We start from the raw sequence: 22,500 nt of genomic DNA on the forward strand, positions 1-22,500 counted from the left end.
CCGAGCGGAAGGGCGTCAGGCGGGTTCGGTCAGGTCGGATTCCTGTTCGAGGAGCGGGGCCACGGCAGCGGCGATCTGGTCCTTCACATGATCCGGCACATGGCTCAGATGCGGGGTCATCGCCCCCATGTCGGCCACGCCCGAGAGCGTCACCGCATCATGGATGACGGCAATCGCGCCATGTTCGTTGCGCAGGTCCTCCAGCGGCTGGATCGGGCCGGTCAGCGCGGTCGCGCGGGCCACCGCCCGATCCTTGAGCGCGGCCAGCACCGCCATGGCGCGCCGGGGCGCGATACAGACCGCGCCGGCTGTGAAGCTGGCAAGCCCGAAGCTGCGCAGGTGCGGCACGGCGGCGATCTCTCCGATGCCGGAGACCACGCGCGGGCGCGGCACGACCGACAGCATCCGGTCGAGATAGGGGTCGCGGGTGAAATCGCCGGTCTCGACGGCATATTTCACCGCCACGACCGTTCCGTCATCGACGAGTGCGCCGATCTGGTCGGGCAGAAGCATCTGGTCGGACCGCAGATAGAGGATCGCGGCCATCCCCGCCCGGTCGGCAAAATCGCGGATTGCGGCTTCGGTGCCCTGCGGCGAGGAGGGGCCGGTCATCGGCAGCAGCATGGCGGCGGGAAACCGTGTGCGGGCCAGCATCGCCGCCTGATCGCGCAGCTTGCCGAAATCGGGACCGGCCGAAGGAATGGCCCATGTGTCGGCCCCGGCCCAGTCCGGGATCGCGTCCAGCAGGTCGGAATAGGTGCCGTGGGTCATCGCGTAGATGTTCGCGTTGCCACCATAGAGAAGCGTGGACACGCCGCCGGCTTCGATATGGGCCGCGAGCTTGGCATTCTCCGGACCGTTGAGGTGGGTGCCGTCGGGTTCCAGCGACACGGGTGGAACGGCCCAGACGGACCGCGCGATATCATCTTCGGTAACGGGTGTCGTTTTCATTCGGCTCTTCCTTGCTCAGGCACTGTCCTCGCCCTCGAACACGCGCTGGCGGGCATTGTCGACATGGGCTTTCATCAGGTGCCGCGCGGCCTCTGCATCCCGTTTGCGGATCGCCGCCACGATGCCGCGATGTTCCGCCTGCACCAGTTCCAGCCGGGCCACGGGTTTGGTCAGCGACAGGCTGCGCGCGAGGTTCATGCCGGTGATGATCTGGCTTTTCATCGAGGAACGGGCCGAGACAAAATAATGGTTGTCGGTCGCCGCGCAAATGGCGAGGTGCAACTCCTCGTCGGCATCCGCGCCGAGCGCGCCTTCGCGAATGCAGGTCTCCAGTGCCACCATAGCGGCGTCGATGCGGGCCATGTCCTCGTCGGTCCAGCGCTCGGCTGCCAGCGCGGCCGCGTCGCTTTCGATGACCGCGCGAAATTCGAAGGTGCGCTGTACATCCGCGATGGAGCCCACGGGCGCGAAGCTCAGCATCGCGCGGTCGGGGCGCCGCTGGACATAGGAGCCCGAGCCCTGCCGCGAGGTGATGACCCCGTCGTCGCGCAACTGTTTCAGCGCCTGCCGCAGCACCGGGCGGGACACGCCCAGATCCTCGCTCAGCCGTGTCTCCGGTGGCAGCTTGCTGCCTTCGGGGAACTGGCCGTCGACGATGAGGCGCAGGATCTGTTCATAGACCTGGTCGGACAGGCTCCAGTCCCGGCCCGACCGGTCGAGATTTCCTGCGCTGCCCGACGTGGCGCTCACCGGCCGGCCTTTTTCCGCCAGGCGCTGAACTCGACTTCCGTTTCGGAATCGGTCGGCGGGTAGAGCCCGAAGGTGGAAGCGCCGGCAGCGACCTTCTCGACCACGAAATCCTCGAACACGGTCATCTCGAACGCCTCGGCCGCCACCTCGTCGGCCAGATGGCGCGGCACGCAGACCACGCCCTCTGCATCGCCGACCATGATGTCTCCGGGAAAGACCGCAACGCCGCCGCAGGCGATCGCGTCGTTGATCGCGACCGCATGATGCTGTGTCAGGTTTGTGGGCGGGCTCGGCCGCAGATGGTAGCTCGGCATGTCGAGCTCCGCTATCTCGTGGCTGTCGCGGAACCCGCCATCGGTCACCAGCCCCTTGCAGCCGCGGGCCTGCAGGCGGGTTGCCAGAATGCCACCGCAGGAGGCCGCGCTTGCGTCCCCCCGGCTGTCGACGACGAAGACCGCCCCTTCGGGACATTCCTCCACCGCCTTGCGCTGCGGGTTCTCGCGGTCCTTGAACACGTCGAGCACGTCGAGATCCTCGCGCGCCGGAATATAGCGCAGCGTATAGGCCTCACCGACCATGTTGGGGCCGGGGCGCAGGCGCTGCGGTCCGTGCAGATAGACATTGCGCAGCCCGCGCTTGAAAAGGACCGTCGTGATCGTGGCGGTGCTGACGGTCTCGAACTTGGCGCGGGTGTCCGCAGAAAGGCTTGGCATGTAGGGCAGGCTCCGTCAGGGATAGACGTGCGGGTGCGGGATGCACCGGCAGCGGTTTCGCCAGACCCTAGTAAACTTGTATCGTATTTGTCAATCCTTGCAAAAATCTCTTTACTACTTTTTACAATTTGGCCATTTTGACCCGTGCAGACGACCGAACGGACCATCAGGAAAGGCAGACAATGACCCAGACCATCCTCATCACCGGTGCCAATGGCGGCGTTGCGTCCATGATCCGTCCCGCCCTGCGGGCCCGATATGGCGGTCTTGTCCTGAGCGACCGCGATCCGGTCACCGATCTGGCCGACGGCGAAGATTTCCGCGGCGCGGAACTGACCGACTTCGAAGCCGTGCGCGCCGCCTGCAAGGGGGTCGACGCGATCATCCATCTGGGCGGGCAGCCGCATGAAGCGCCGTGGGACGTGATCGACGCGAGCAATCTGACCGGGATGACCAACCTGATGGAAGCGGCACGGGCCGAGAAGGTGGAACGGGTCGTCTTCGCCTCGTCGAACCATGCGGTCGGCATGTATGCCCGCAACCGCAAGGTCGGGACCGAAGAACGGGTCCGCCCGGATTCGCGCTACGGCGTCTCCAAAGCCTATGGAGAGGCGCTGTGCGCGCTTTTTGCCGACAAATACGGGATGCGGTGCCTGTCGGTGCGGATCGGGAATGTGGCGCTCGCGCCTGCCGACAACCGCCGCCTGTCGATCTGGCTCCATCCCGAGGATTTCGTGCAGCTTTGCATCATCGGGATCGAGCATCCCGACCTGCACAATGAGGTGGTGTACGGAGCATCCGACAATATCCGCAGTTTCTGGGACAATGGCGCGGCCTTCCGGCTGGGCTACCGCCCGAAACACCGCGCCGAGGACCATCGGGCCGAAGCCGAAGCCGGGCAGGCCGAAATCGACGCGAAAGGTCCCCGCGACACCGTGGCCGAAACCCTGCAAGGGGGCGGTTTCGCCGCGGACGAGTTTTCCGGCGACCTTGACCGCACGGCGTGGGATTGAGCGCCCGCCGGCGCTACTCTGCCGCGCCGAGCAGGCTGGCCGCGCGGCGGAGTGCGAGCAGGTAGCCTTCGGTGCCGAAGCCGGCAATCACGCCATCGGCGCGGCCGGAGACGAAACTGTGGTGCCGGAAGGTCTCGCGCTTGTGGATGTTGGAGATATGCACCTCCAGCACCGGGCCGTCGAACATGTTGAGCGCATCGAGGATCGCAACGGATGTGTGCGAATAGGCGGCGGGATTGATGATGATCGCATCCGCACCGTCGCGCGCGTCCTGGATCAGGTCGACGAGCACGCCCTCATGGTTGGATTGTTCGAACCGTGCCTCCAGCCCGAGTTGCGCGGCGAGATCGGCGCAGCGTGACGCCACGTCGCTCAGCGTTTCCGAGCCGTAGATTTCCGGCTGGCGGGTGCCGAGCAGGTTGAGGTTCGGGCCATTGAGGATCAGGACCGTCCGGCGCATCATCACTTCCTTTCACGCGAGGGGGCAGGCAGCCCCTAGCACGGGATGCGTGCCCCCACCAAAGGCCTGTCGTCCCCACGCTGCGGAAAAGCGGCCACTGTTGCGCGGCGGCAGCCGGGCGCGGGGCAGCTAGTCGGTGATCTCGGTCGCAAGGCGGCTGTCGGTCAACTCGTCTTCGAGCAGCACGTAGATCTCGTCGGGCGGAGTGCGCAGCGAATGGATCATCACGCCCGGATCGATGCCCATCTCGATCAGATAGTCCATGACCCGGCCCTGGGCATGCTGGATATCCTCGACGGCGATAAAGGCGGGCAGGTAGCCCGGCGTCTCGTAATAGCTTTGGTGCATGCCGACCGCCGCGTCGGACGAGACCCGGCGCGCCGTGCCCCCGGCGAACATGTAGGGACAGGCCGACAGGCAGATCATGCCCGGCAGCATGTCGGTCTCGATGCCGGCCTCGCGCAAAGTGCGGCCGATCACGAGCGCCTCGTCAAGCGCGCCGCCGGGGCTGTTGAAGGCGATCCGGTCGGGCGCATCGGGGCGGGCGGCGAGCCATGTCGCGAACCGCTCCGCGTCGCCCGGCTCGATCGGGCCGTGCACCAGTCCCCGGTCAAGGCCGCCCTCCGGCGGCAGGTCGGTGAATGTCAGCCGGTCGGGCATGTCGGATGGCATGTCAAACATCGGCTCCGTGCCCGGCCGTGCGAAGTCGGGGCTTGGCTGGCTGGGTTCGTAGCGACGGGTCTGGTCCCCCGGTGTCACCGGACCGGTCGGCAGGTCGGGCGACGGGCGAAACGAGAAATCCCAGCGCGTCATCGCATCCGTGGCGACCAGAAGGCCGGCCACGAGGATCTGTAGCACCAGAAAAAAGCGCAGGCCCCGGCGGATGCCGCGCCCGTCCGCGACGGCAGGTGCGGGGGCCTGACTGTCGGCTGTGTCCGTCATTCGGCCGCGTCGAACCGTTTGGGCTTCGGGCGCGGCGGTGCGGGCGGCGTCGGGGTTGCCGGTGGCGCAGAGGCCGCGCCGCGCGCGCGGATTTCCGCATCGGCCACGCCCATCGAGCTTTCCACATCCTTCATCGCGTTGATCGCGGCCCGCAGGTCCGACAGGGTCAGCGTCTCCTCGATGCTGAGCCCGTCACGCCCCGAGCGGATCGCGGCCTGTGTGATGGCCAGCACAAAGACGAGCACCGCGGGCAGCAGATCGATCGCGATCGCACCGGCCCAGGAGGGCACGAAACTGTCTGCATATTTGATCACCGCATCGGCGCTGGAGATCGGGTTGTAGGCGGTCTCCTGCGGGGGTTCCATCGCCAGCACATCGTCCGCCGCCTGTTTCAGCGTCTGCCCGCGCTGGTCGAGTGCGGAGAGCACGCTCGCGATGGTCGAGGATTGCGCATCGCGGACGCTGGCGTTGCGCCCGTCCAGTTCCGGCAGCACGACCGATGCCGGCAGGTCTTCGGCGGCGCGCGCCACGAGCGGGGCCACCGAATATTGGTTGAGGTTCGCGATCACACCGGCAAGCCGCACGCTTTCTTCGGAAAAGGCGACCGACCGCTGCTCGACCGACCCCGGGGCCACTGTCAGTGCCCGCATCCGCCCGAGGATCTCGTTGCCCTCCTCGAAGGCGGCGTCGATGAGCGGCTGCTGCGCCTCGATCTGGGCCTGCAGGTTGCGCAATTCCTCCGTCTTCTGGGTCAGAACCCGGAAGACCGCGCCTTCACCTGCCGTGCCCGACAGATCGCCGGAGCGTTCCTGGTCGGCCAGGGCCTCGAAAGCCTCGGCCGCGCGCTGCACCTCGCGTCCGAGCGCCTGACCCGACAGGGCGATTTCATGCGCCTGTTCCAGCCCCGCCTGGTAGTCGCGCACCGTGTTGGCCAGATGCTGCTCGACGGCGGCAGATCCGGCGAGCGCGGCCGCGTTCAGCCAGCTTGACATGGCAATGATCGCAACCGATCCGACGATGGTCGAGATGGTCAGCCCGATGAACCCCGCGGCCGAGCGCATCGCGGGCAGGAGCCGGAGCATATAGCTCCAGAAGACGAAAATCCCGACCGATACGGCGACCGAATAGGCGAGCGCAGCGAAAAAGCTCATGGCGCCCGTATCCTCCAGAAGCGAGGAGACGCCGAGATAGGTATAGATGCCCGATGCGATGGCCAGAACGCCGAGCGCGGCGGGCGTGATCGTGTCGAGCCAGACGAGGTGTCCTTCGAGTTCACGCGCGGTCCGCAGGCCCTTGGCCTCGGCCGCCGTCAATGTCTTGTCTTGCTCGGTCACGTCGGAACCTCTCTGGCGCGGGATATCCGCATCACATAGGTGCAGGGCGGGGGAATTACAGCATTTTCAAGCGTCAATGGCCATTCCTGTTGCCTGCGCCTGGGCTGCGGGCACCTGTTCACGCACCTGTGTCGGGCGGAAGCCTGCCGACCGGAGCCTGTAGGGCGCAAAGGACTTGCCAGCGCGCGCCCACGCGGCCACCCTGCGGACAAAAGACGGATGAGCGGGTGGAGCGATGCAGGCAGGGAACGGACATGCGGCCGGAAACGCGGCCAGCGGACGGATGCAGATCAGCACCGGAATGATGAGGGCGGCACACGCTGTCGCTTGGGCTGCCGTGGCTCTGGCCTCCGGCACTGTAGGCGGCGCGGCTTCGGCGCAGGACCGCCCAGATCTGGATGGGGCGGCCTATGCCGCCATTACCGGCGTGGAAAAGCGGTTGAACATGCGCGCGGGGGCCTCGACCTCGACGGATGTGGCGGCGCGTCTGCCGCTCGGGACCGTCGTGCGGCTCGGCGACTGTGCTGCCGCCGAGGGGCGGGTCTGGTGCGGCGTCTCGCTCATGGACGGCACCGACCGACAGGGGTTCGCCGCGGCCGAGTTCTTGAGCCCGGCCCATGCGTGGCAGCGGGCGGCGGCCGGCATCTATGACGAGATCGGCGCGCTCAATTGCGCCGGAGAGGATGGCGCGGCGCTGCGCTGTGCCTACGGGCTTGCGCGCGATGCGGATGGCGCGGCGGTGCTCCGGGTCGAGGATGCGGCCGGTGCGCCGCGCATGTTCCTCTTCCGGGACGGGGCGGTCAGCGTGACACCGCAAGCGCTGAGCGAAGGCGGGCTCAGCGTGTCCGCCGGGCAGGGCGGCCAGCAGGTGGCGCATTACGGGACGCGGTTCGCGATCCCCGACCGGCTGGTGGCCGGTGAGTGAGGCGGCGCCCGAACAGGGCAAGGTGACAGGCAAGGGGGCAGGGCAGATGGCAGCGAACGGACCGAAGCGACATGCGGGCATGACCCGCAGGACGATGCTCGGGGTGGCCGTGGCAGGCGTGGGGCTGACGCTCTTCGGTGGAAGCCATGTTCGCGGCCAGCAGGTCTTCAAGGACGTGTCCGCGCTCGCGCCCGGCGAGTTCACCTGGCACCCGAACCGCCAGCCCGCCGGTCCGGTCTCGGTGATCGTCTCGCTCGACGAACAGCGCGTGCATGTCTATCGCAACGGCGTGCGGATCGCGGTGTCCACCTGTTCGACGGGGCGGCCCGGCCACGGCACGCCGACCGGCGTGTTCGTGGTGCTCCAGAAGGACAAGAACCACCGGTCGAGCACCTACAACAATGCGCCCATGCCGAACATGAACCGGCTGACTTGGGACGGGATCGCGCTCCATGCGGGCAATCTGCCGGGCTATCCGGCAAGCCATGGCTGCGTGCGGCTGCCGCTCGATTTTTCCGCCAAGCTGTTTACCGTGACCCATCTGGGCACGCCCGTCATCATCGCCGACAGCGCCCATGCGCCCGCCGAGATCGTCCACCCGGGGCTGATCCTGCCGATGGCCGCAGAAGCCGGTTTCGAAGCAGCGCTCGACGGGCTTGCCGCCAAGAAGCGGCCCGAGGATTGGGGGCTGAGCGATGCCTATCCGATCACCTCGATCGTGGCCTCGGGGTTCGACCGCCGGATGCTGGTTCTGGAGAATGACCGGGAGGTCGATGGCGGCGCGCTGACCATCGACGGCGACCAGCCGCTGGGCGAGCATCTCTTTGTCCTGCAGGGGCAGGCGGAGGGCGGGCTCAGCTGGTCGCAGATGGGCTATGGCGACACGGCACCGGGCGCGCAACCGCTCACCCGCCTGCATCCGGACGCTGATCTGGCATCCCGGCTCGGCCCCTATCTGCACCCCGGCATGATCTTCGTCACGACCGATCTGCCGCTCCATCCCGACCAGCGGTCAGGGCGGGATTTCGTCATCCTGAGCTGACGGCGCAAGGCCGTCATTGTCTCCGGGCTTGCCACAAAGCCCCCTTTTCGCGCGGCATTATCGAGCCTCCACGCAAGGGGGGCCGCCGAAATCTGGCGGCACGCCGCGGTGCAGACGCACCAGCCCCCGGGGGATGACAGGTGGGCAGGGGCCGATATCGGTAATGGGTTGCATGTCTGCCGCGTGGCGCGCGGCACGGCTGTTTTCTGCCCGCTTCGCGCTGCTTCTGTGCATCGGGGCGGGCGCAGGTGACGCGCAGGTCACCGACGATCCTCTCGAACCAACGATCACGCACGAAAACAGTTTCCCGCTGGCCCCGCCCGACCGGTCGAGCCCGGCTGCAACTCTCGACGCGTTCTTGTCCCATTCCGCAGCCGGCAACGCGGCTCTGCGAAACGGCGATCCTCCGGACACTGTCATCGGCCATTTCAGCCGCGCGGATGCCACGATCGACCCCGGCGCCGTTGCCGCGTCGGATGCCCGCATCGCGCGGACCGAAGCCGCGCTCCTGCTCTACGAGATCCTTGTGCGGGCGGGCCTGCCGCCGCGCGACCGGATTCCGGGGGGAGACGGGACCGAAGACCTGCCGGAAAGCTGGCGCATCCCGCAAACCGAATTTGCCATCCAGCGCCAGCCGGAGGGGCCGCTGACAGGTGAATATCTGATCGGGCCGCTGCCGCTTGCAGAGATGCGCCGCGCTTATGAGCGGGTTGCCCATCTGCCTGTGCCCGCTGGCGTGGAGCCCGGCAGCTACCGGATCTACCAGACCCGTCCGAACCTGACGTCAGGGCTCGACTGGATGCCCGTCCTGCCCGAAGGGCTGACCCGGCCGGTGGCGCAGAATGCGCTCTGGAAATGGCTGGCACTGGGCGCGGCCTTGCTGGCGGTAGCCGCAGGGCTCTGGCTGGTCTGGCGCATCCTTGCCCGCTTTGCCGGACGCGGGGTGGTGGTCGGGCTTCTCCTGTCTCTCGCGGTCGCGCTGGCAGCACTCTGGCTCGACCGGTTCATGACCGACGTGATCGGCTTGCGGTTCACGGCGCGCAGCCTCCTGTCGCACCTCTTTCTCGGTGTGGCGTTCCTTGCGCTGGTCGGCATCGCCGTTTTCGCGCTCGAATGGCTGGCCATCGCACTGGCGGCCAATCCGCTCGTGCGGCGGCGCGGTGTCAGCCCGCATCTGCTGCGGCTCGTCATGCGCGTCCTGTCGCTGACCGTGGCGATCTTCATCATTGTCGAGGCGACGGACTATCTGGGCCTGAACATCGCGCCGGTCATCGCGGGTCTGGGTGTGGGCGGTCTGGCCATGGCGCTGGCCGCCCGTCCGACGCTCGAGAACATGATCGGAGGGTTCATTCTCTTTGCCGACCGGCCAGTCGCCATCGGCGAGTTCTGCCGCTTTGGCGGCGAAACCGGAACGGTGGAGGATATCGGACTCCGGTCGACACGTGTGCGGCGGCTCGACGACCGTGTCGTGACCATCCCGAACGCCAACTTCTCACAGATGGAGATCATGAACGACACGCGCATCCACCGGCGGCTTTACAATGCGCGGCTGGGCCTGCGGTTTGAGACGACATCGGCCCAGATTGAATCGCTCACAGCGGCGCTCGACGCGATGTTGCGCGGCCATGAGCGGGTGCTGGAAGACCGGCTCCATACCGCCTTCGAGACGTTCGGCGACCATGCGCTGGTGGTCGAGATTTTTGCCTATATCGACGCGATCGACTGGCTCGATTTCAAGGCGGTGCGGGCCGATCTGAACCTGCGGGTCTTGGCCGGGGTCGGGCGCGCCGGGTCGGCCTTTGCCTTCCCGACGCGCACGGTTCATCTGGGCCGCGACAGCGGCATGCCTGAACCCGATGGCACAGGGTCAGGCGGGCGCAGCGCCGAGGCGTGACAGGCCGTCCGCATGGCGGACGTGATCCGGCGCATGGGTGCGGGCGCTCTCGGTATTGCAACCGACGATCGCCGGCGCCTGCCGGGACAGGGCCGGATCGGTCAGCGCATGGACCATGAAGAGCGCGAAATCGGTGCGCCGGACGAGGTTGCTCGCCAACACCGGATCGCCCACATGGGCCGACCAGACCGGCAGCCCCTCGCTCTCGCCTTCCTCCAGATCGCAGCCACGTACGACCGTATAGTCGCGGTCGCTGTCGAAAATCCGCCGGCAGGCCTCCACCTGATCCTTCAGATCGACGACGCGCACCGCGCGGCCGATGACATTGACCAGATGCACGATGGTGCGCAGCTTCCACGAATAGCGGTCCTTCCCGTCCCGCGTGATGTGCCAGCCGCAGGAAAAGACGACACGCGCATGCGGCTCGGCCAGATCGAGCACCGCCTGTGCCGTGCCGGACGCATAGTTCGACATGCCCCACGGGGCGAGCACGGTCAGCACCCCGTCGCAGCCTTTCACCGCTTTCGCGACCACGGCGCGGTCATCCGTGCGGCCCGGATAAAGCGTGATCCGGTCGCGCCACTTGTCGAGCTTGCCGACGCTTTCGGGCCGGCAGACCCCCGTGACCTCGTAGCCGCGCGCCAGCGCATGTTCCAGCATGTAGCGTCCGAGCTTGCCCGAGATGCCGATGATGCAGATCCGTTTCATGTCTTGCCCCTTCATCTGTCGCGGCCGCGCCGCAGGCTTACAGTGTAAGTTTTCCTGTCGATGGTTTAGACTTACATTGTAAGTAAAGCAAGAGGCGGCATGCAGGTGGACAGAGCGGTGGCGAAAAAAGGTATTAAATCAGAGGCTTCTGAAGGCTCCGCGCGCCGAAAGGCGGCGCTGGACCGCCGTAGCATCGCCGAATCAGCCGTGCGGATCGCGGATGCGGAGGGGCTGGCAAAGCTCTCGATGCGGCGTCTGGCACAGAGCCTCGGGGTGGAGGCCATGTCGCTCTACAATCATGTGCGCAACAAGGATGACCTGCTCGGCGCGATGGTCGAACATGTCGCTTCCGGCTTCTACAGGCCCGATCCGGAGGCTGCCGACTGGAAGGCCGAAATGCACCGTCGTGGCATACGGGCCCATGACCAGATGCTGCGCCATCCCTGGTCGCCGCCGCTCATCGCAGGGCGCGTGAATGACGGGCCGGAGATGCTGGGCTATGTGGATGCCACGCTCGGCTGCCTCTTTGCGGCGGGCTTTGATGCCGCGGATGCAGACGATGCGTGGAACGCGATGGACAGCTACATCTATGGCTATACCCAGTTGGCGCTCAGCTTCCCGTTTCAACCCGAGGAATATGCGCAGGTCGCAGCCGAATATCTGCCGCATCTCCCGAAGGAGCGGCTGCCGCATCTTTATGCCATGACGGAGGCCGTCGCGACGTACAGGCACAAGGGCATGCACCGGTTCGAATTCGGCTTCGAGATGATCCTCGATGGGCTTGTGCAGCGGCGCGCAGGGCAGGGGTGAAGCAGGGCGCGGACCAGTGTTGAAACCGCCCGCGCAAAAAGCGGCGCGACGCCGCGTCGGCCTTCCTTTTCCCCCTTGACGCCCTTCCGCCATCCGCCTAAACACCGCCTCGGTCTGGCGGAGTAGCTCAGCTGGTTAGAGCAGCGGAATCATAATCCGCGTGTCGGGGGTTCAAGTCCCTCCTCCGCTACCAGATCCTTCCACATGTTTTCTTGTCCCGTGCCGTGCCTCCGTTCGGTTGTGCGCCGTGGGCCCGTCTTACTTGCCGGATCCGGGCCATTGAACCTATCATTCCCGCAGAAAACCGGCCGCCAGGGCCGGCGCCCGACCGGGAGTTTCACCATGAAAACATCACTTTGCCTTGTCGCATTGGCCGCAGGAACGGCGCTGGTCGCGCCCGCCTTCGCGCAAACGGCGGATCTGATCTTCCAAAATGGCACGATCATCACGATGGACCCGGACGCGCCTTCGGCCGAGGCCGTGGCGATTGCCGGGAACGAGATCATCTATGTCGGCGACCGGGCCGGCGCGGACGCGATCGTGGGTGACGGGACGGAGACGATCGACCTGAACGGGCGGACCCTGATGCCGGGTTTCGTGAGCGGACATGACCATCTGATCGCCTCGACCTGGGTCAATGCGGGCGTGCAGCTCTATGAAGCGAATTCACTGGAAGAGGCGCTGAAACTCATTGCTGACTATGCAGCGGCGAACCCGGACATTCCGGTCATCAAGGGCATCGGCTGGAATGTGGAAAAATTCGGCGGTGACTATCCGACCGCGGCCGATCTGGACCGCGCGGTGCCGGACCGGCCCGCAATCCTGCTCGACTTCACGATCCATGATGCGTGGCTCAACACCGCTGCGATGGAAGCCGGCAATGTGACGAAGGATGACCCGGATGTCCTGCCCGGCGTGACCTTCTGGCGGCGCGATGAGGCGGGCAATCCGACCGGCGTCGGGATCGAGCTTCAATGGATGAAGACCTATGTCGATATCGGCGCCTGGGACGCGGAGCCGATGATCAATGCGAACATGGACGCCATGTTCCCGCTTGCCGCACAGAACGGCACCACTGCCTTCCTCAACCCCGGGATCGTGACGCCCAATGTCAAAGCCACGAACGAGGCCCACAAGCTCGATTTCATGATGGCCATGCAGATCCTCGAAGAGCGGGAAGCAGCGGGCGGCCTGCCGTTGCGGGTCGTGGCCCTTCCGATGTTCAAATCGGCTGTCGCCGACCCGGCGACCTTCGTCGAATGGTCGGCGGAGATGCGCGACCGCTATCAGGGTGACAAGATCCGCGTCCAGTCGGTGAAGATCCACCCCGAGGGCAACTGGACGGCAGGCGTCGCGCCCTTCCTTGAACCCTACAAGAGCGACCCGCTGAGCAAGGGGGCCTTCAACGTCCAGCCCGAAGTGACCGCCGAGATCGTGAAGCTTGCCAATGCGGCGGGGCTCGACGTGGCGATCCACACCGATGGTGACGCATCGACCCGCGCCGCTGTGGATGCGATCCTTGCGTCACGCGAGGCCGGCTACGGAGATGCGCGCAATGTACTGCACCATCTGCTCTGGACCCATCCCGACGATATGGACCGGATCGTCGAGTTCGAGATCCCGGTCAACGCGACGCCTTCCTTCACGACCGACTGGACCGGACAGGATGAGCAATCCTACCGGATGCTGGGGGAGGAGCGGACCGAGCTTGAAATGGGCAAATATACCGACGTGCTTCTGGCCGGGAACCGGGTCTCGATCTCGGCCGATGTGCCGTCCACCAGCCCTGACATGCAGGCGCCGCTGCATCAGGTGGAAGCCGCGGTGACGCTGATGGAGCCGACCGAGCAGGGGTCGTCCAAACCTTTCCCGAAATCGCGGACGCCCGTGTCCGTCGAAGAGGCGCTGAAGGCGGTCACGATCGACGCGGCCTGGCAGTTGCGGATGGAGGACAAGGTCGGCTCGCTTGAAGTGGGCAAGCTCGCCGATCTGGTTGTCCTGTCCGACAGCCCGTTCAAGGTCGAGCCGTTGGAGATCGACGCGATCAGAGTCGAGATGACGATGATGGACGGGGAGTTCACGTTCATCCGCGACCGCGATTCCATCGTCGAAGTCCGCGCGGGCGAGTATCTGATGCCCGACGATCTGCCGCAGGATTGACGCAGGAGGGGCCGCTCGCCCCGCCCGACAAGCGCCTGCGGGATTTGTCACACCCGTGCTAGCATCGCCGCGCTATGATCTGCGGCGATGGAAACGGGGGGCTTCGTGATGACACGGTTACTTCTGGGAACGACCAAGGGCGCATTCATCCTGTCGGAGGCCGGCGCGGACTGGCGCGTCTCCGGCCCGCTCTGCGACGGTGCGCCCGTCAATCAGGTGATCGCGGATGCGGACGGGCGGCGTCTCTGGGCCGCGGGCGGCAATGACTGGCTCGGCATCGGGGTCTGGCACTCGACGGATGGCGGCGCGACTTGGGAATTGCATCGCGACGGGTTCGAACTGGACGAGGCAGAGGGCCCGCTCGTCTCCGTTTGGTCCGTGGCGCGGGTGGGGGACCGGCTGCTTGCCGGCACCAAACCCGCCGCGCTTTTCGAGAGCCGTGATGACGGCCGGACATGGGCGCGGGTGCGTGGCCTGACCGACCATCCCTCGCGGCCGGACTGGGCGCCGGGTGGCGCGGGGCTGGTGCTCCACACGATCATCAGCGACCCGGACAATCCCGACAAGATCTGGGTCGGCATCTCGACCGCCGGGGTCTTCGCGACCGACGATGGCGGCGCAACATGGGCGCCACGCAACACAGGCACCCGGATCGACTATGCGCCCGAGGGGCACCAGTATCCGGAAGTCGGGCAATGCGTGCACAATCTGGTCCGAGCGACGGGCGCGGGCGACCGGCTCTACCAGCAGAACCATTTCGGCACCTACCGCAGTAGCGATGGCGGACGAAATTGGCAGAGCATCGAGACGGGCCTGCCCTCGACCTTCGGTTTTCCCATCGCCGTCGACCCGGACGATGCCGACCGGGTCTATGTGTTTCCGCTGAACGGAGACAGTATTGGCCGCTATCCGCCGGATGCGCGCGCCGCACTCTGGCGGTCCGATGATGGCGGCGAAAGCTGGTCCGACTGCCGCGACGGGCTGCCGGCGGAAAACTGCTTCTTCACCGTGCTGCGGCAGGCCATGACATCGGTGCCGGGGGGCGTCGCTTTCGGCACCAACACCGGCTCGGTTTTCCTGACCCGCGACCGTGGCGCCAGTATCGCCGAGGTGGCCCGCCACATGCCCACCATCCTGTCCGTCGAAGCAGCGCCGGGCGCATGAGCGCGGCAGAGCGGCTCGACCGGTTGCGGGACGCAGCGGCGGAACGGGCAGATGGTGCGGATGCAGAAGCCTACGCGGCCGCATTGGAGGAGGTCGCGCGCGCCGAGGGCGCTGCCAGCTGGGCGCAGCTTGCAGCTGATGCGCGTGTTTCGGATATGGAGCCCGCAAGCCTGCCGGAGGCGCTGAAATACGCGCTGTTCCTTGGTCGGCCGGAGATGGTGGACGCGCTTCTGGCGCGCGATCCCGCTTTGGGCCGCGCGGATTTCGGGCTGACGGTCGCGCTGGGCCTGCGGGCGGATGTGGAGCGGGTGCTGAAGGACGATCCGAAAGCGGCGACCCGCATCGTCGGCATCCGCAGCCCGATCCTGCATCTGGCTTTCTCGCGCCATGCGCAGGCGCGGCCCGATGTTTTGCCCGACATGCTGGCCATTGCGGAGCGTCTGGTCGCGGCGGGGGCCGATGTGAATGACAGCTACCCGTTCCAGCCCGGATCGGACGAGCGGCTGCCGGCGCTCTACGGCGCACTCTGCCATGCCGACAATCTGCCGCTGGCACGCTGGCTTCTGGACCAAGGCGCGACGCCCGATGATGGCGAGTCTCTCTATCATTCGACCGAATTGCCGCATCTGGACGGGTTGCGACTGTTGCTCCGCCACAAGGCGCGGCCCGAAGGGACGAACGCGCTGTTGCGGGCGCTCGATTTCGACCGGATCGAGGCGGTTGAGCTCTTGCTTGAACATGGGGCCGACCCCGATGCCGGGCGCGGCGGCGACATACCGGATTTTCCCGCCCTCCATCAGGCTGCGCGGCGCGGGCGGGGGGCCGAGTTCGCGACGCTTCTCGTGTCAAACGGTGCGGACCCCACAAGGCTTCATGACGGGCAGAGCGCCGCGACCATGGCCCGCATCCACGGCAACCGCCGTTTCGCACGCGCCTTGGCGGGCCTTGCCCCGCCGCCCGAAGCGGGCAGCGCCGCTGCCCGTCTTGTCGCCGTGGCAGAGGGGAATGGCGCCGCCCGCGCGGACCTGACCGATCTGTCGCGCGGAGGCCCGGCGGAGGGGCTCGTCACCCGTCTGGCCGCCCTGCCGGACGCACGCGACCTGATGGGCCGCTATCTCGATGCCGGGCTCGCCCATGACGAGACCGACGATATGGGCCTGTCACCTGTGCAGATTGCGGGCTGGAACGGACTTGCCGGCCATGTCGCGGACCTGCTCGACCGCGGGCCGGGCCTGATGCGGGTCAACCTCTTCGGCGGCGGGCTTGTCGACACGATCCTGCACGGCGCGGAAAACTGCCCCGACGCGGAAGGGCGCGACCACGCGGCCTGCCTGTCGGTGGCGCTGGGCGCAGGTGCGCCGGTCTACGAGGATGAATTGGCCGCGCCGATCCCGGAGCATCTGCGCCGGGTCATACGGACGGCGCTCGACCGGAACCCGGACCAGCTCCGCCCGAAAGCGGAGCGTCCGGAACCCGGCAGCAGCGGCTGACGGATCAGCCCTTGCCCTTGGTCTTGGTGCCGCCGGGCTTGGCCGTCTTGACCAGATGGTCGATGATCTTGCCGGCGATATCGATGCCGGTGGCCTTCTCCACCCCTTCGAGGCCGGGGGAGGAGTTGACCTCCATCACAACCGGTCCGTGATTGGACCGCAGAAGGTCCACGCCGCAGACATTGAGGCCCATCGTCTTGGCCGCGCGCACGGCCGTCACACGTTCCTCGGGGCTGATCTTGACCATCTGGGCGGAGCCGCCGCGGTGCAGGTTCGAGCGAAACTCGCCCTCCGCACCGGTGCGTTTCATCGCGGCCACGACGCGCCCGCCAACGACCAGCGCTCGGATGTCGGTGCCGCCCGCTTCCTTGATGAATTCCTGCACCATGATGTTGACGCCCGCGCCGCGAAACGCTTCGACCACCGATTTGGCGGACCGGTCCGTGTCGGCCAGAACCACGCCGATGCCCTGCGTGCCCTCCAGCAGCTTGATGACATGTGGGGCCTTGCCCGCGAGTTTCAGCACATCCTCGGTCAGTTTCGGATCATGGGCAAAAGTCGTCACCGGCAGACCGATCCCGTCGCGGGCCAGCAGCTGCATCGAGCGCAGCTTGTCGCGCGACCGGCCGATCGCCACGCTCTCATTGAGCGGGTAGACGCCCATCATCTCGAACTGGCGGAGCACCGCGAGGCCGTAGAAGGTCACGGATGCGCCGATGCGCGGGATAACCGCATCATATTTCGGCAGCTTCTCGCCGTTGTAATAGATCTCCGGCCGCCGCGACGCGATGTTCATGTAGCAGCGCAGCGTGTTGACGATGTCGAGCTGGTGGCCGCGTTCCTCCGCCGCCTCTTTCAGTCGGCGGTGCGAATAGAGTTCGGCATTGCGGGCCATCATGACAATTTTCATCGGGTCGGCCTTTCAGGGTCGGGTCAATGGCAGGGCGGTCGGCGGGTCAGCCGCGGTCGAGCAGGAAGGAGCGGCCGCAATCGATGAGCAGCTTGTGCCGCCGGATCGCGGTGCGGCCAAGGATAAGCGGGTTCGACATCTTCTGCCTGTCGGCGAGCGACAGGTCAATCTGCCAGCTGCGTCCGCCCATCGTCAGCCGGGTGCGGATGACGATGCGGGTCTCCGGCACGCCGCCGGTATTCTTGATGTCGCGGCGGTCGGCCACAGGCGCGGTCACGGTCCGGCGCATTTCGCCAGCACGACGCGGCGGCACGAATTCCACCATTTCGCGGCCATCCTCCTCGAAGAGGCGGATACGGCTCGCATGGAGCGCGGAGGTCCGCGCGCCGCTGTCGATCTTGGCGAGCAGATGGTCGAGGCCGAGCTCCGACAGGTCGACATATTCGCGCCAGCCGATCACGGTCGGGGCTGCGGGCGCGGCTTTCCGGGCCACGCGGCGGTGGCTTTTCGACAGGGTTGCCGGGTCCGGAACGGTGGTGGGGTCAATGATCATCGCGATCTCCGATAAAACGTGACGCGGCCCTAGCACGATGAAAAAATATTGTCTATGAAATAAAAAATATTGTCTTATAGGTGAAAAATGATGGATATCGAGCGGGTGGCAGATCAGTTGGCGGCGCTCTACGCGCGCGGGTTCGGCGGCAAGCCGTCGGGCCGCTACCGGATGCCGCAGAAGATCCTGCGCGACATGCTGGGCCGCCGGCGCCTCTATGAGGCGGACATGGCGGCGCTTGGGCGCGCGCTTTTCGAGCGCGGCTTCGTGCTCGTCGACATGGACAGTTTCATCGTCGTGCTGAGCGCCAACAGTTTCGTCAATTACCGGCGCGTCAATCAGGAGAGCCTCGACGCGCATCTCTGAGGGGGCTGGATTCGGACCGCCGTTGGCATAGGCTGGCCGGAACAGGACCGGGAGGGTGGAATGGACCAGCGCGACAAGAAGCCGGAGGTGGCGGGCAAGCCCTGTATCCTGTGCTGCGCGATTACCGGCTCGGTCCCGACCAAAGACAACAACCCGGCCCTGCCGGTTACGGTTGCGGAGCAGATCGAGAGCAGCCACGCCGCCGTGGAAGCCGGCGCGAGCATCATTCACGCCCATGTCCGCGACGATGCGGGCCGGCCCTGCAGCGACCCCGACCGGTTCGCGCTCTTGCAGGACGGGTTGCGCCGCCATTGCCCGGGCGTGATTGTCCAGTTCTCCACCGGCGGGCGCAGCGGCGCGGGGCAGGCGCGGGGCGGCATGTTGCCCCTGCGGCCGGACATGGCCTCGCTTGCTGTCGGATCGAACAATTTCCCCACACGTGTCTATGAGAACCCGCCCGAACTGATCGACTGGCTTGCCGCCGAGATGCGCGCCTATGAGATCGTGCCGGAGGTGGAGGCGTTTGACCTGAGCCATATCCTGCAGGCCATCGCGCGCCACAAGGCCGGGGACCTGTTCGGCAAGCTCTACGTCCAGTTCGTCATGGGCGTGAAAAACGCAATGCCCGTGGATCGGGATGTGTTCGACACTTATGTGCGCCTGTTCGAGGCGCGTGCGCCCGAGGGCAACTGGTGCGCCGCCGGCGTCGGTGCGGGGCAATTGACGGTCAATGAATGGGCGATCGCGGCCGGCGGCCATACTCGCGCGGGGCTGGAGGACAATATCCGGCTCGACCGGGACCGGCTGGCCCCGTCCAATGCGGCGCTGATCGCGCGCGCAGCGGAACTGTGCGAGAAATATGAACGCCCCGTGGCCACACCGGCAGAGGCACGGGCCATCCTCGGCCTGCGCCCGGTCTGAGCGTCAGGCGTCGGGAAGGGGGCGGGCTGGTCCGCTATAGATGTCGAGCGTGTCCTGCGGCACGCCCGCCTCGTCCCAGACCCCGATCAGGATGCCGACCCGGTCCGCGCCGCCGCGCCGCGCGCGCATCGCGTCCTCGGAAATTGTGGTGCGCTGGGACATGCGCCGCGACCAGCGGTTCAAAAGGTCCATCATCTCCTGCACCTTGTCCGCATGGGCCGGATCGGTCCCGAGGTCGTGCAATTCGTCGGGATCGGTGACGAGGTCGAAGAGCATAACCCGCTCGAACCCTGCAGCCGCCATCAGCTTCCATTCTTTTGTTGCGACCATGAAGAGCCGGCAGTCGCGCGGGGCCTGCCCGAGTTGGTCGGCCACCTCCGTCGCGCCGTAATCATATTCGCTGATCGCCGCCGTTCGCCACTTGTCGGGCGTTTCACCGTAGAGCCACGGCCGGAGCGACCGGCCTTCAAGGATATGATCGGGTGGTGTGCCGCCCGCGACCTCGACGAAGGTCGGGGCCAGGTCGATCGCCTCCACCAGCGCGTCACAGGTCCGGCCGCGGGTCGCGTCCGCATTAGGGCGCGGATCCACGATGATGAGCGGCACCTTGACCGAGGGCGCATGGAACAGGTCCTTTTCGCCCATCCAGTGGTCACCCAGATAGTCGCCATGATCGGAGGTGAGCACGATCATCGTGTCCCTGTCGCGCCCCGTCGCTTCGAGATGGTCGAGCAGGCGTCCCAGATGGTCGTCGCACTGTTTTATCAGCCCCATATAGGCCGGGATGATCGTGTCGCGGACCTTCGGGTCGTGAAAGCTTCGGGATATGTCCCCGTCCATGAAAGCGCCGAAGACAGGGTGCGGATCCTGACGCTCGGCTGTATCGCGCATGACGGGCGGCACATGATCGGCATTGTAGAGCGCGTGATAGGGCGCGGGCACGATATAGGGCCAGTGCGGCTTGATGTAGCTCAGATGCGCGAGCCACCGGCTATTGGCCGCGTCACTGTCGAGAAAGTCGATCGCGCGGTCGGTCAGCCATGCGGTTTCGCTGTCCGGCTCGTGCACATGGGCGGGCTTTCCGGCGTGGCGCATCAGGAAGCCGGACGCGGTATTGCCATCCGCGTCGACGCTACTGTTGGCATGGTCGTGCCAAGGATTGGTCCCGCCATAGCCGCGGGCAGCGAGATAGGCATTGTAGGGCGACCGACGCCCGTCATAGGGGCCTGCGGGCCCTTCGGCCCAGAGCCCGTCGTCGCGGACCCAGGTGTCGAAGCCGGCTTCGCCCAGCCGCGTGCCGATCACCCCGTCATGCGCGATCCCGAGACGGTCCATCCCGTCCGCATCGGCTTTCATATGCGTCTTGCCGATGAGCCAGCTGCGCATCCCGCAGCGCCGCAGATGGTCGCCGAGCGTCTGCTCGCCGACCTTCAGCGGCACATTGTTCCACGTCGCGCCGTGGCTCGACATGTAACGGCCGGTATAGAAGCTCATCCGACTCGCGCCACAGACCGGCGACTGGACATAGGCGTTGGTGAAGCGCAGGCCGCGCGCCGCCAGACGATCCATATTGGGCGTTTGCAGATGCGGGTGCCCGGCGCAGGACAGATAATCGTGCCGCAACTGGTCATACATGATGAAGAGGATGTTCATAGCCCGACTGTGGCGCGCGCCCCGTTCCCGATCAAGCGCGCGTTCATCCTGCCGTGTCGCTCGCGCCAAGGGCGGCGGAAATCCGGTGTCCCGCCGACCGCAACGCGTCGCGAACGGCCGCCCGGTCCGGGTCGTCGGGCCGGTTCAGCCGGCGGATATAGGGCACGGTCAGCGCAGCCACCACGGCACCCGAATGGTCGATGATCGGGACCGAGACATTGTGCACGCCCGCAATCACCATCGAGGCGCTTTCGCAATAACCCTCCGCCCGGCACTGGGAAATATGATCGTCGAGGCGGATCCGCAATTCCGGTGTCCGCTCGGGGATTCGCGCGACCAGTTCCGACAGGCGCGCCTCGGGCAAACGGTGAACCAGCGCGCCGCCGGAGGCTGTCAGAAGGAGCGGCACCCGCGCGCCGAGGCGCACGGACGTCACATCATTGACCGGTGGATCGGTCTGCGCGATGACAAGAATGTCGGTGCCATGGAGGATCGCGAGATGCAGCGACTGGTTGAGGCTCAGCGCCAGTTCCTCCATCACTGCACCGGCCTCGCGGGTCAGCCGCTGCACAGGCGGGTGCCGGTGCGACAGGGCGAAAAGCTTCGGTGTCAGCGCATAGCGGTCGCTGGCCGCATCGAGCGCGACATAGCCGCGGTCTTCCAGTACCGCCAGCATCCGGAATATCTCCGGCACCGAACGGTCGAGCGACTTGGCGATCTCGGACTGTTTCAGCCCGCTCGCCTGCGCGGCCAGCAATTCCAGAATGTCGAGCCCCTTGGAGAGGGCGGGCGCGCTGTATCTGCCGCGCCGTACCTCGGGGCCATCTTCGCTGGGTGGTGGCTTGGCCATCGCGGGCGCTAGAGCGACCAGAGCCGCTTGGCATTGCCCGCATAGAGCGCCGCGCGGTCGCCGGGCAGCCAGTCGACGGTCAATGCATGGGTCGCGCCGACCCAGGTTTCCAGCCCGCCGCCAAGGTTGCAGACCGGACTGTCCGACCCCCAGATCAGCCGGTCATGCCCGAACTGCCGGGCGACATGCGCCACATAGGGGCGCAGATCGTCGAGCGTCCAAGCGTCGCGATCAGTATAGGCCACAATGCCGGAGATCTTGGCGACCACATTGGAGCGTTTCGCGATCTCGGTGATGCCCGGCGCCCAGGCGTCGAACCCGCCTGCTGCAATGTCCGGCACGCCGCAATGGTCGAGGACGAACTGCACGTCGGGACAATGGTCGATCAACGCGACGGCATGGCCGTGCTGGCGGGGGTAGACGCATAGGTCGAATGTCAGCCCGGTGCCGGACAGGCGTTTGACATTGTCGCGGAATGTCGGCGTCGTGGACAGATCGTCAGGCATCTCGTGCAGGATGCGGCGGAAACCCTTGATCGCGGGTTGGTCCTGCGCCCAGTCGAGCAGGTCCGCGAATCCGTCCTCTTCCGGCCGGCAACTGGAGATGGCGCCACGCAGGAGCGACCCGCGCTCGGCCATCAGATCGGACACAAGGGCTGTCTCCTCGCGGATCTGTGCCGGTGCCACGTCCACCTCCATATGGAGCACATCCGTGATCCCGAGCCGGTGCGCCGCGCGCGCATAGTCGCTCATCAGGCTCGGCCGGTTCAGGGCGGGCGCGTCATCGAGCCACGGGTAGCGCAGCCGGTCGGGATAGACGAGGTGGAGATGCGTGTCGAAGAGCATGTCTTTCTCCCTGCTTGACGGGAGGCGATCTTTGTTGGATTAAAAG

Annotated in this window: 22 protein-coding genes and 1 tRNA gene; 11 read left to right on the plus strand and 12 right to left on the minus strand. The window is 66.4% G+C overall.

Translation table 11 applies throughout. The features are described 5' to 3' along the window. Positions 1-15: 15 nt before the first annotated feature. From GSH16_RS06885 to GSH16_RS06895, 3 genes are read right to left on the minus strand one after another with little or no spacing between them, the layout of a single operon-like run. Positions 16-951: a dihydrodipicolinate synthase family protein gene (locus GSH16_RS06885; protein WP_160853410.1), complete on the minus strand. Its 936-nt coding sequence runs from the start codon at positions 949-951 to the stop codon at positions 16-18. A 15-nt stretch (positions 952-966) separates the two neighbouring features. Then, entirely contained in the window at positions 967-1,701 is a 735-nt protein-coding gene (locus GSH16_RS06890; RefSeq protein ID WP_160853412.1) for a FadR/GntR family transcriptional regulator, read from the minus strand. Then, complete coding sequence (locus tag GSH16_RS06895; RefSeq protein WP_160853414.1) at positions 1,698-2,414, minus strand: ribonuclease activity regulator RraA; 717 nt, start codon at positions 2,412-2,414, stop codon at positions 1,698-1,700. The genes GSH16_RS06890 and GSH16_RS06895 overlap by 4 nt, the downstream gene beginning before the upstream one ends. 182 nt (positions 2,415-2,596) lie before the next feature. Between GSH16_RS06895 and GSH16_RS06900 the strand changes: the two genes are divergently transcribed. Beyond that, positions 2,597-3,427: an NAD-dependent epimerase/dehydratase family protein gene (locus tag GSH16_RS06900; protein WP_160853416.1), complete on the plus strand. Its 831-nt coding sequence runs from the start codon at positions 2,597-2,599 to the stop codon at positions 3,425-3,427. 13 nt (positions 3,428-3,440) lie between these two features. Here GSH16_RS06900 and aroQ read toward each other — a convergent pair whose 3' ends face one another. The 3 genes from aroQ to GSH16_RS06915 all read right to left on the minus strand — a co-directional run bounded on the left by aroQ (position 3,441) and on the right by GSH16_RS06915 (position 6,163). Further along, complete coding sequence (aroQ, locus tag GSH16_RS06905; RefSeq protein WP_160853418.1) at positions 3,441-3,887, minus strand: type II 3-dehydroquinate dehydratase; 447 nt, start codon at positions 3,885-3,887, stop codon at positions 3,441-3,443. Between the two features lie 129 nt (positions 3,888-4,016). Continuing rightward, positions 4,017-4,829 carry a COG3904 family protein gene (locus GSH16_RS06910; RefSeq protein ID WP_160853420.1) on the minus strand — a complete coding sequence of 271 codons (813 nt, stop codon included), beginning with the start codon at positions 4,827-4,829 and terminating at the stop codon, positions 4,017-4,019. After that, positions 4,826-6,163, minus strand: coding sequence for a hypothetical protein (locus GSH16_RS06915; protein ID WP_160853422.1), 1,338 nt, complete (start codon positions 6,161-6,163; stop codon positions 4,826-4,828). The genes GSH16_RS06910 and GSH16_RS06915 overlap by 4 nt, the downstream gene beginning before the upstream one ends. Before the next feature lie 304 nt (positions 6,164-6,467). On the opposite strand from GSH16_RS06915, the gene GSH16_RS06920 reads away from it, so the two are divergent. The 3 genes from GSH16_RS06920 (at position 6,468) to GSH16_RS06930 (ending at position 10,024) form a co-directional block, all read left to right on the plus strand. Next, positions 6,468-7,088 (plus strand): SH3 domain-containing protein, encoded by a 621-nt coding sequence (locus tag GSH16_RS06920; protein ID WP_160853424.1) that lies wholly within the window; start codon positions 6,468-6,470, stop codon positions 7,086-7,088. 46 nt (positions 7,089-7,134) lie between these two features. Further along, on the plus strand, positions 7,135-8,130 hold the full coding sequence (locus GSH16_RS06925; protein ID WP_235913065.1) for a L,D-transpeptidase: 996 nt from the start codon (positions 7,135-7,137) through the stop codon (positions 8,128-8,130). Positions 8,131-8,302: 172 nt separating this feature from the next. Continuing rightward, the gene (locus GSH16_RS06930) at positions 8,303-10,024 is read left to right on the plus strand and encodes a mechanosensitive ion channel family protein (protein WP_160853426.1); all 1,722 of its coding nucleotides are present in this window, start codon (positions 8,303-8,305) and stop codon (positions 10,022-10,024) included. Here GSH16_RS06930 and GSH16_RS06935 read toward each other — a convergent pair. Next, positions 9,998-10,732: an NAD(P)-dependent oxidoreductase gene (locus tag GSH16_RS06935; protein WP_160853428.1), complete on the minus strand. Its 735-nt coding sequence runs from the start codon at positions 10,730-10,732 to the stop codon at positions 9,998-10,000. The two genes, GSH16_RS06930 and GSH16_RS06935, sit on opposite strands and share 27 nt — an antisense overlap. 207 nt (positions 10,733-10,939) lie before the next feature. Between GSH16_RS06935 and GSH16_RS06940 the strand changes: the two genes are divergently transcribed. The 5 genes from GSH16_RS06940 to GSH16_RS06960 all read left to right on the plus strand — a co-directional run bounded on the left by GSH16_RS06940 (position 10,940) and on the right by GSH16_RS06960 (position 16,356). Further along, complete coding sequence (locus GSH16_RS06940) at positions 10,940-11,542, plus strand: TetR/AcrR family transcriptional regulator (RefSeq protein ID WP_328803197.1); 603 nt, start codon at positions 10,940-10,942, stop codon at positions 11,540-11,542. A gap of 116 nt (positions 11,543-11,658) precedes the next feature. Further along, positions 11,659-11,735 (plus strand) — tRNA-Met (locus GSH16_RS06945). A gap of 149 nt (positions 11,736-11,884) precedes the next feature. Continuing rightward, positions 11,885-13,702 carry an amidohydrolase gene (locus GSH16_RS06950; protein WP_160853432.1) on the plus strand — a complete coding sequence of 606 codons (1,818 nt, stop codon included), beginning with the start codon at positions 11,885-11,887 and terminating at the stop codon, positions 13,700-13,702. Positions 13,703-13,810: 108 nt separating this feature from the next. After that, positions 13,811-14,866, plus strand: a complete 1,056-nt coding sequence (locus GSH16_RS06955; protein WP_160853434.1) for a WD40/YVTN/BNR-like repeat-containing protein — start codon at positions 13,811-13,813, stop codon at positions 14,864-14,866. After that, positions 14,863-16,356, plus strand: a complete 1,494-nt coding sequence (locus GSH16_RS06960) for an ankyrin repeat domain-containing protein (protein ID WP_160853436.1) — start codon at positions 14,863-14,865, stop codon at positions 16,354-16,356. The genes GSH16_RS06955 and GSH16_RS06960 overlap by 4 nt, the downstream gene beginning before the upstream one ends. 4 nt (positions 16,357-16,360) lie before the next feature. Here GSH16_RS06960 and rimK read toward each other — a convergent pair whose 3' ends face one another. Both rimK and GSH16_RS06970 read right to left on the minus strand, forming a co-directional pair. After that, positions 16,361-17,266, minus strand: coding sequence for a 30S ribosomal protein S6--L-glutamate ligase (gene rimK / locus GSH16_RS06965; protein WP_160853438.1), 906 nt, complete (start codon positions 17,264-17,266; stop codon positions 16,361-16,363). A 46-nt stretch (positions 17,267-17,312) separates the two neighbouring features. Further along, positions 17,313-17,819, minus strand: coding sequence for an ATP-dependent zinc protease family protein (locus GSH16_RS06970; protein ID WP_205524038.1), 507 nt, complete (start codon positions 17,817-17,819; stop codon positions 17,313-17,315). 90 nt (positions 17,820-17,909) lie between these two features. On the opposite strand from GSH16_RS06970, the gene GSH16_RS06975 reads away from it, so the two are divergent. Together GSH16_RS06975 and GSH16_RS06980 are read left to right on the plus strand one after the other, a co-directional pair. Beyond that, complete coding sequence (locus GSH16_RS06975; RefSeq protein ID WP_160853440.1) at positions 17,910-18,185, plus strand: hypothetical protein; 276 nt, start codon at positions 17,910-17,912, stop codon at positions 18,183-18,185. A gap of 60 nt (positions 18,186-18,245) precedes the next feature. Next, on the plus strand, positions 18,246-19,106 hold the full coding sequence (locus GSH16_RS06980) for a BKACE family enzyme (RefSeq protein ID WP_160853442.1): 861 nt from the start codon (positions 18,246-18,248) through the stop codon (positions 19,104-19,106). 3 nt (positions 19,107-19,109) lie between these two features. On the opposite strand, the gene GSH16_RS06985 is transcribed toward GSH16_RS06980, so the two are convergent. From GSH16_RS06985 to GSH16_RS06995, 3 genes are read right to left on the minus strand one after another with little or no spacing between them, the layout of a single operon-like run. After that, positions 19,110-20,759, minus strand: a complete 1,650-nt coding sequence (locus tag GSH16_RS06985) for a sulfatase-like hydrolase/transferase (RefSeq protein WP_160853444.1) — start codon at positions 20,757-20,759, stop codon at positions 19,110-19,112. 43 nt (positions 20,760-20,802) lie between these two features. Then, on the minus strand, positions 20,803-21,609 hold the full coding sequence (locus tag GSH16_RS06990; protein ID WP_160853446.1) for an IclR family transcriptional regulator: 807 nt from the start codon (positions 21,607-21,609) through the stop codon (positions 20,803-20,805). Positions 21,610-21,617: 8 nt separating this feature from the next. Then, positions 21,618-22,454 (minus strand): amidohydrolase family protein, encoded by an 837-nt coding sequence (locus tag GSH16_RS06995; RefSeq protein ID WP_160853448.1) that lies wholly within the window; start codon positions 22,452-22,454, stop codon positions 21,618-21,620. Positions 22,455-22,500 lie beyond the last annotated feature (46 nt).

Origin of the sequence: Oceanomicrobium pacificus, assembly GCF_009833495.1 — a bacterium.
GTDB lineage: Bacteria > Pseudomonadota > Alphaproteobacteria > Rhodobacterales > Rhodobacteraceae > Oceanomicrobium > Oceanomicrobium pacificus.

Coding starts and splice junctions, on each gene's coding strand:
- GSH16_RS06885 (WP_160853410.1), bottom strand. CDS start 951: ATGAAAACGACACCCGTTACCGAAGATGATATCGCGCGGTCCGTCTGG.
- GSH16_RS06975 (WP_160853440.1), top strand. CDS start 17,910: ATGGATATCGAGCGGGTGGCAGATCAGTTGGCGGCGCTCTACGCGCGC.
- GSH16_RS06910 (WP_160853420.1), bottom strand. CDS start 4,829: ATGACGGACACAGCCGACAGTCAGGCCCCCGCACCTGCCGTCGCGGAC.
- GSH16_RS06960 (WP_160853436.1), top strand. CDS start 14,863: ATGAGCGCGGCAGAGCGGCTCGACCGGTTGCGGGACGCAGCGGCGGAA.
- GSH16_RS06900 (WP_160853416.1), top strand. CDS start 2,597: ATGACCCAGACCATCCTCATCACCGGTGCCAATGGCGGCGTTGCGTCC.
- GSH16_RS06955 (WP_160853434.1), top strand. CDS start 13,811: ATGACACGGTTACTTCTGGGAACGACCAAGGGCGCATTCATCCTGTCG.
- GSH16_RS06950 (WP_160853432.1), top strand. CDS start 11,885: ATGAAAACATCACTTTGCCTTGTCGCATTGGCCGCAGGAACGGCGCTG.
- GSH16_RS06920 (WP_160853424.1), top strand. CDS start 6,468: ATGAGGGCGGCACACGCTGTCGCTTGGGCTGCCGTGGCTCTGGCCTCC.
- GSH16_RS06930 (WP_160853426.1), top strand. CDS start 8,303: ATGTCTGCCGCGTGGCGCGCGGCACGGCTGTTTTCTGCCCGCTTCGCG.
- aroQ (WP_160853418.1), bottom strand. CDS start 3,887: ATGCGCCGGACGGTCCTGATCCTCAATGGCCCGAACCTCAACCTGCTC.
- GSH16_RS06970 (WP_205524038.1), bottom strand. CDS start 17,819: ATGATCATTGACCCCACCACCGTTCCGGACCCGGCAACCCTGTCGAAA.
- GSH16_RS06925 (WP_235913065.1), top strand. CDS start 7,135: ATGGCAGCGAACGGACCGAAGCGACATGCGGGCATGACCCGCAGGACG.
- GSH16_RS06995 (WP_160853448.1), bottom strand. CDS start 22,454: ATGCTCTTCGACACGCATCTCCACCTCGTCTATCCCGACCGGCTGCGC.
- rimK (WP_160853438.1), bottom strand. CDS start 17,266: ATGAAAATTGTCATGATGGCCCGCAATGCCGAACTCTATTCGCACCGC.
- GSH16_RS06895 (WP_160853414.1), bottom strand. CDS start 2,414: ATGCCAAGCCTTTCTGCGGACACCCGCGCCAAGTTCGAGACCGTCAGC.
- GSH16_RS06935 (WP_160853428.1), bottom strand. CDS start 10,732: ATGAAACGGATCTGCATCATCGGCATCTCGGGCAAGCTCGGACGCTAC.
- GSH16_RS06985 (WP_160853444.1), bottom strand. CDS start 20,759: ATGAACATCCTCTTCATCATGTATGACCAGTTGCGGCACGATTATCTG.
- GSH16_RS06990 (WP_160853446.1), bottom strand. CDS start 21,609: ATGGCCAAGCCACCACCCAGCGAAGATGGCCCCGAGGTACGGCGCGGC.
- GSH16_RS06980 (WP_160853442.1), top strand. CDS start 18,246: ATGGACCAGCGCGACAAGAAGCCGGAGGTGGCGGGCAAGCCCTGTATC.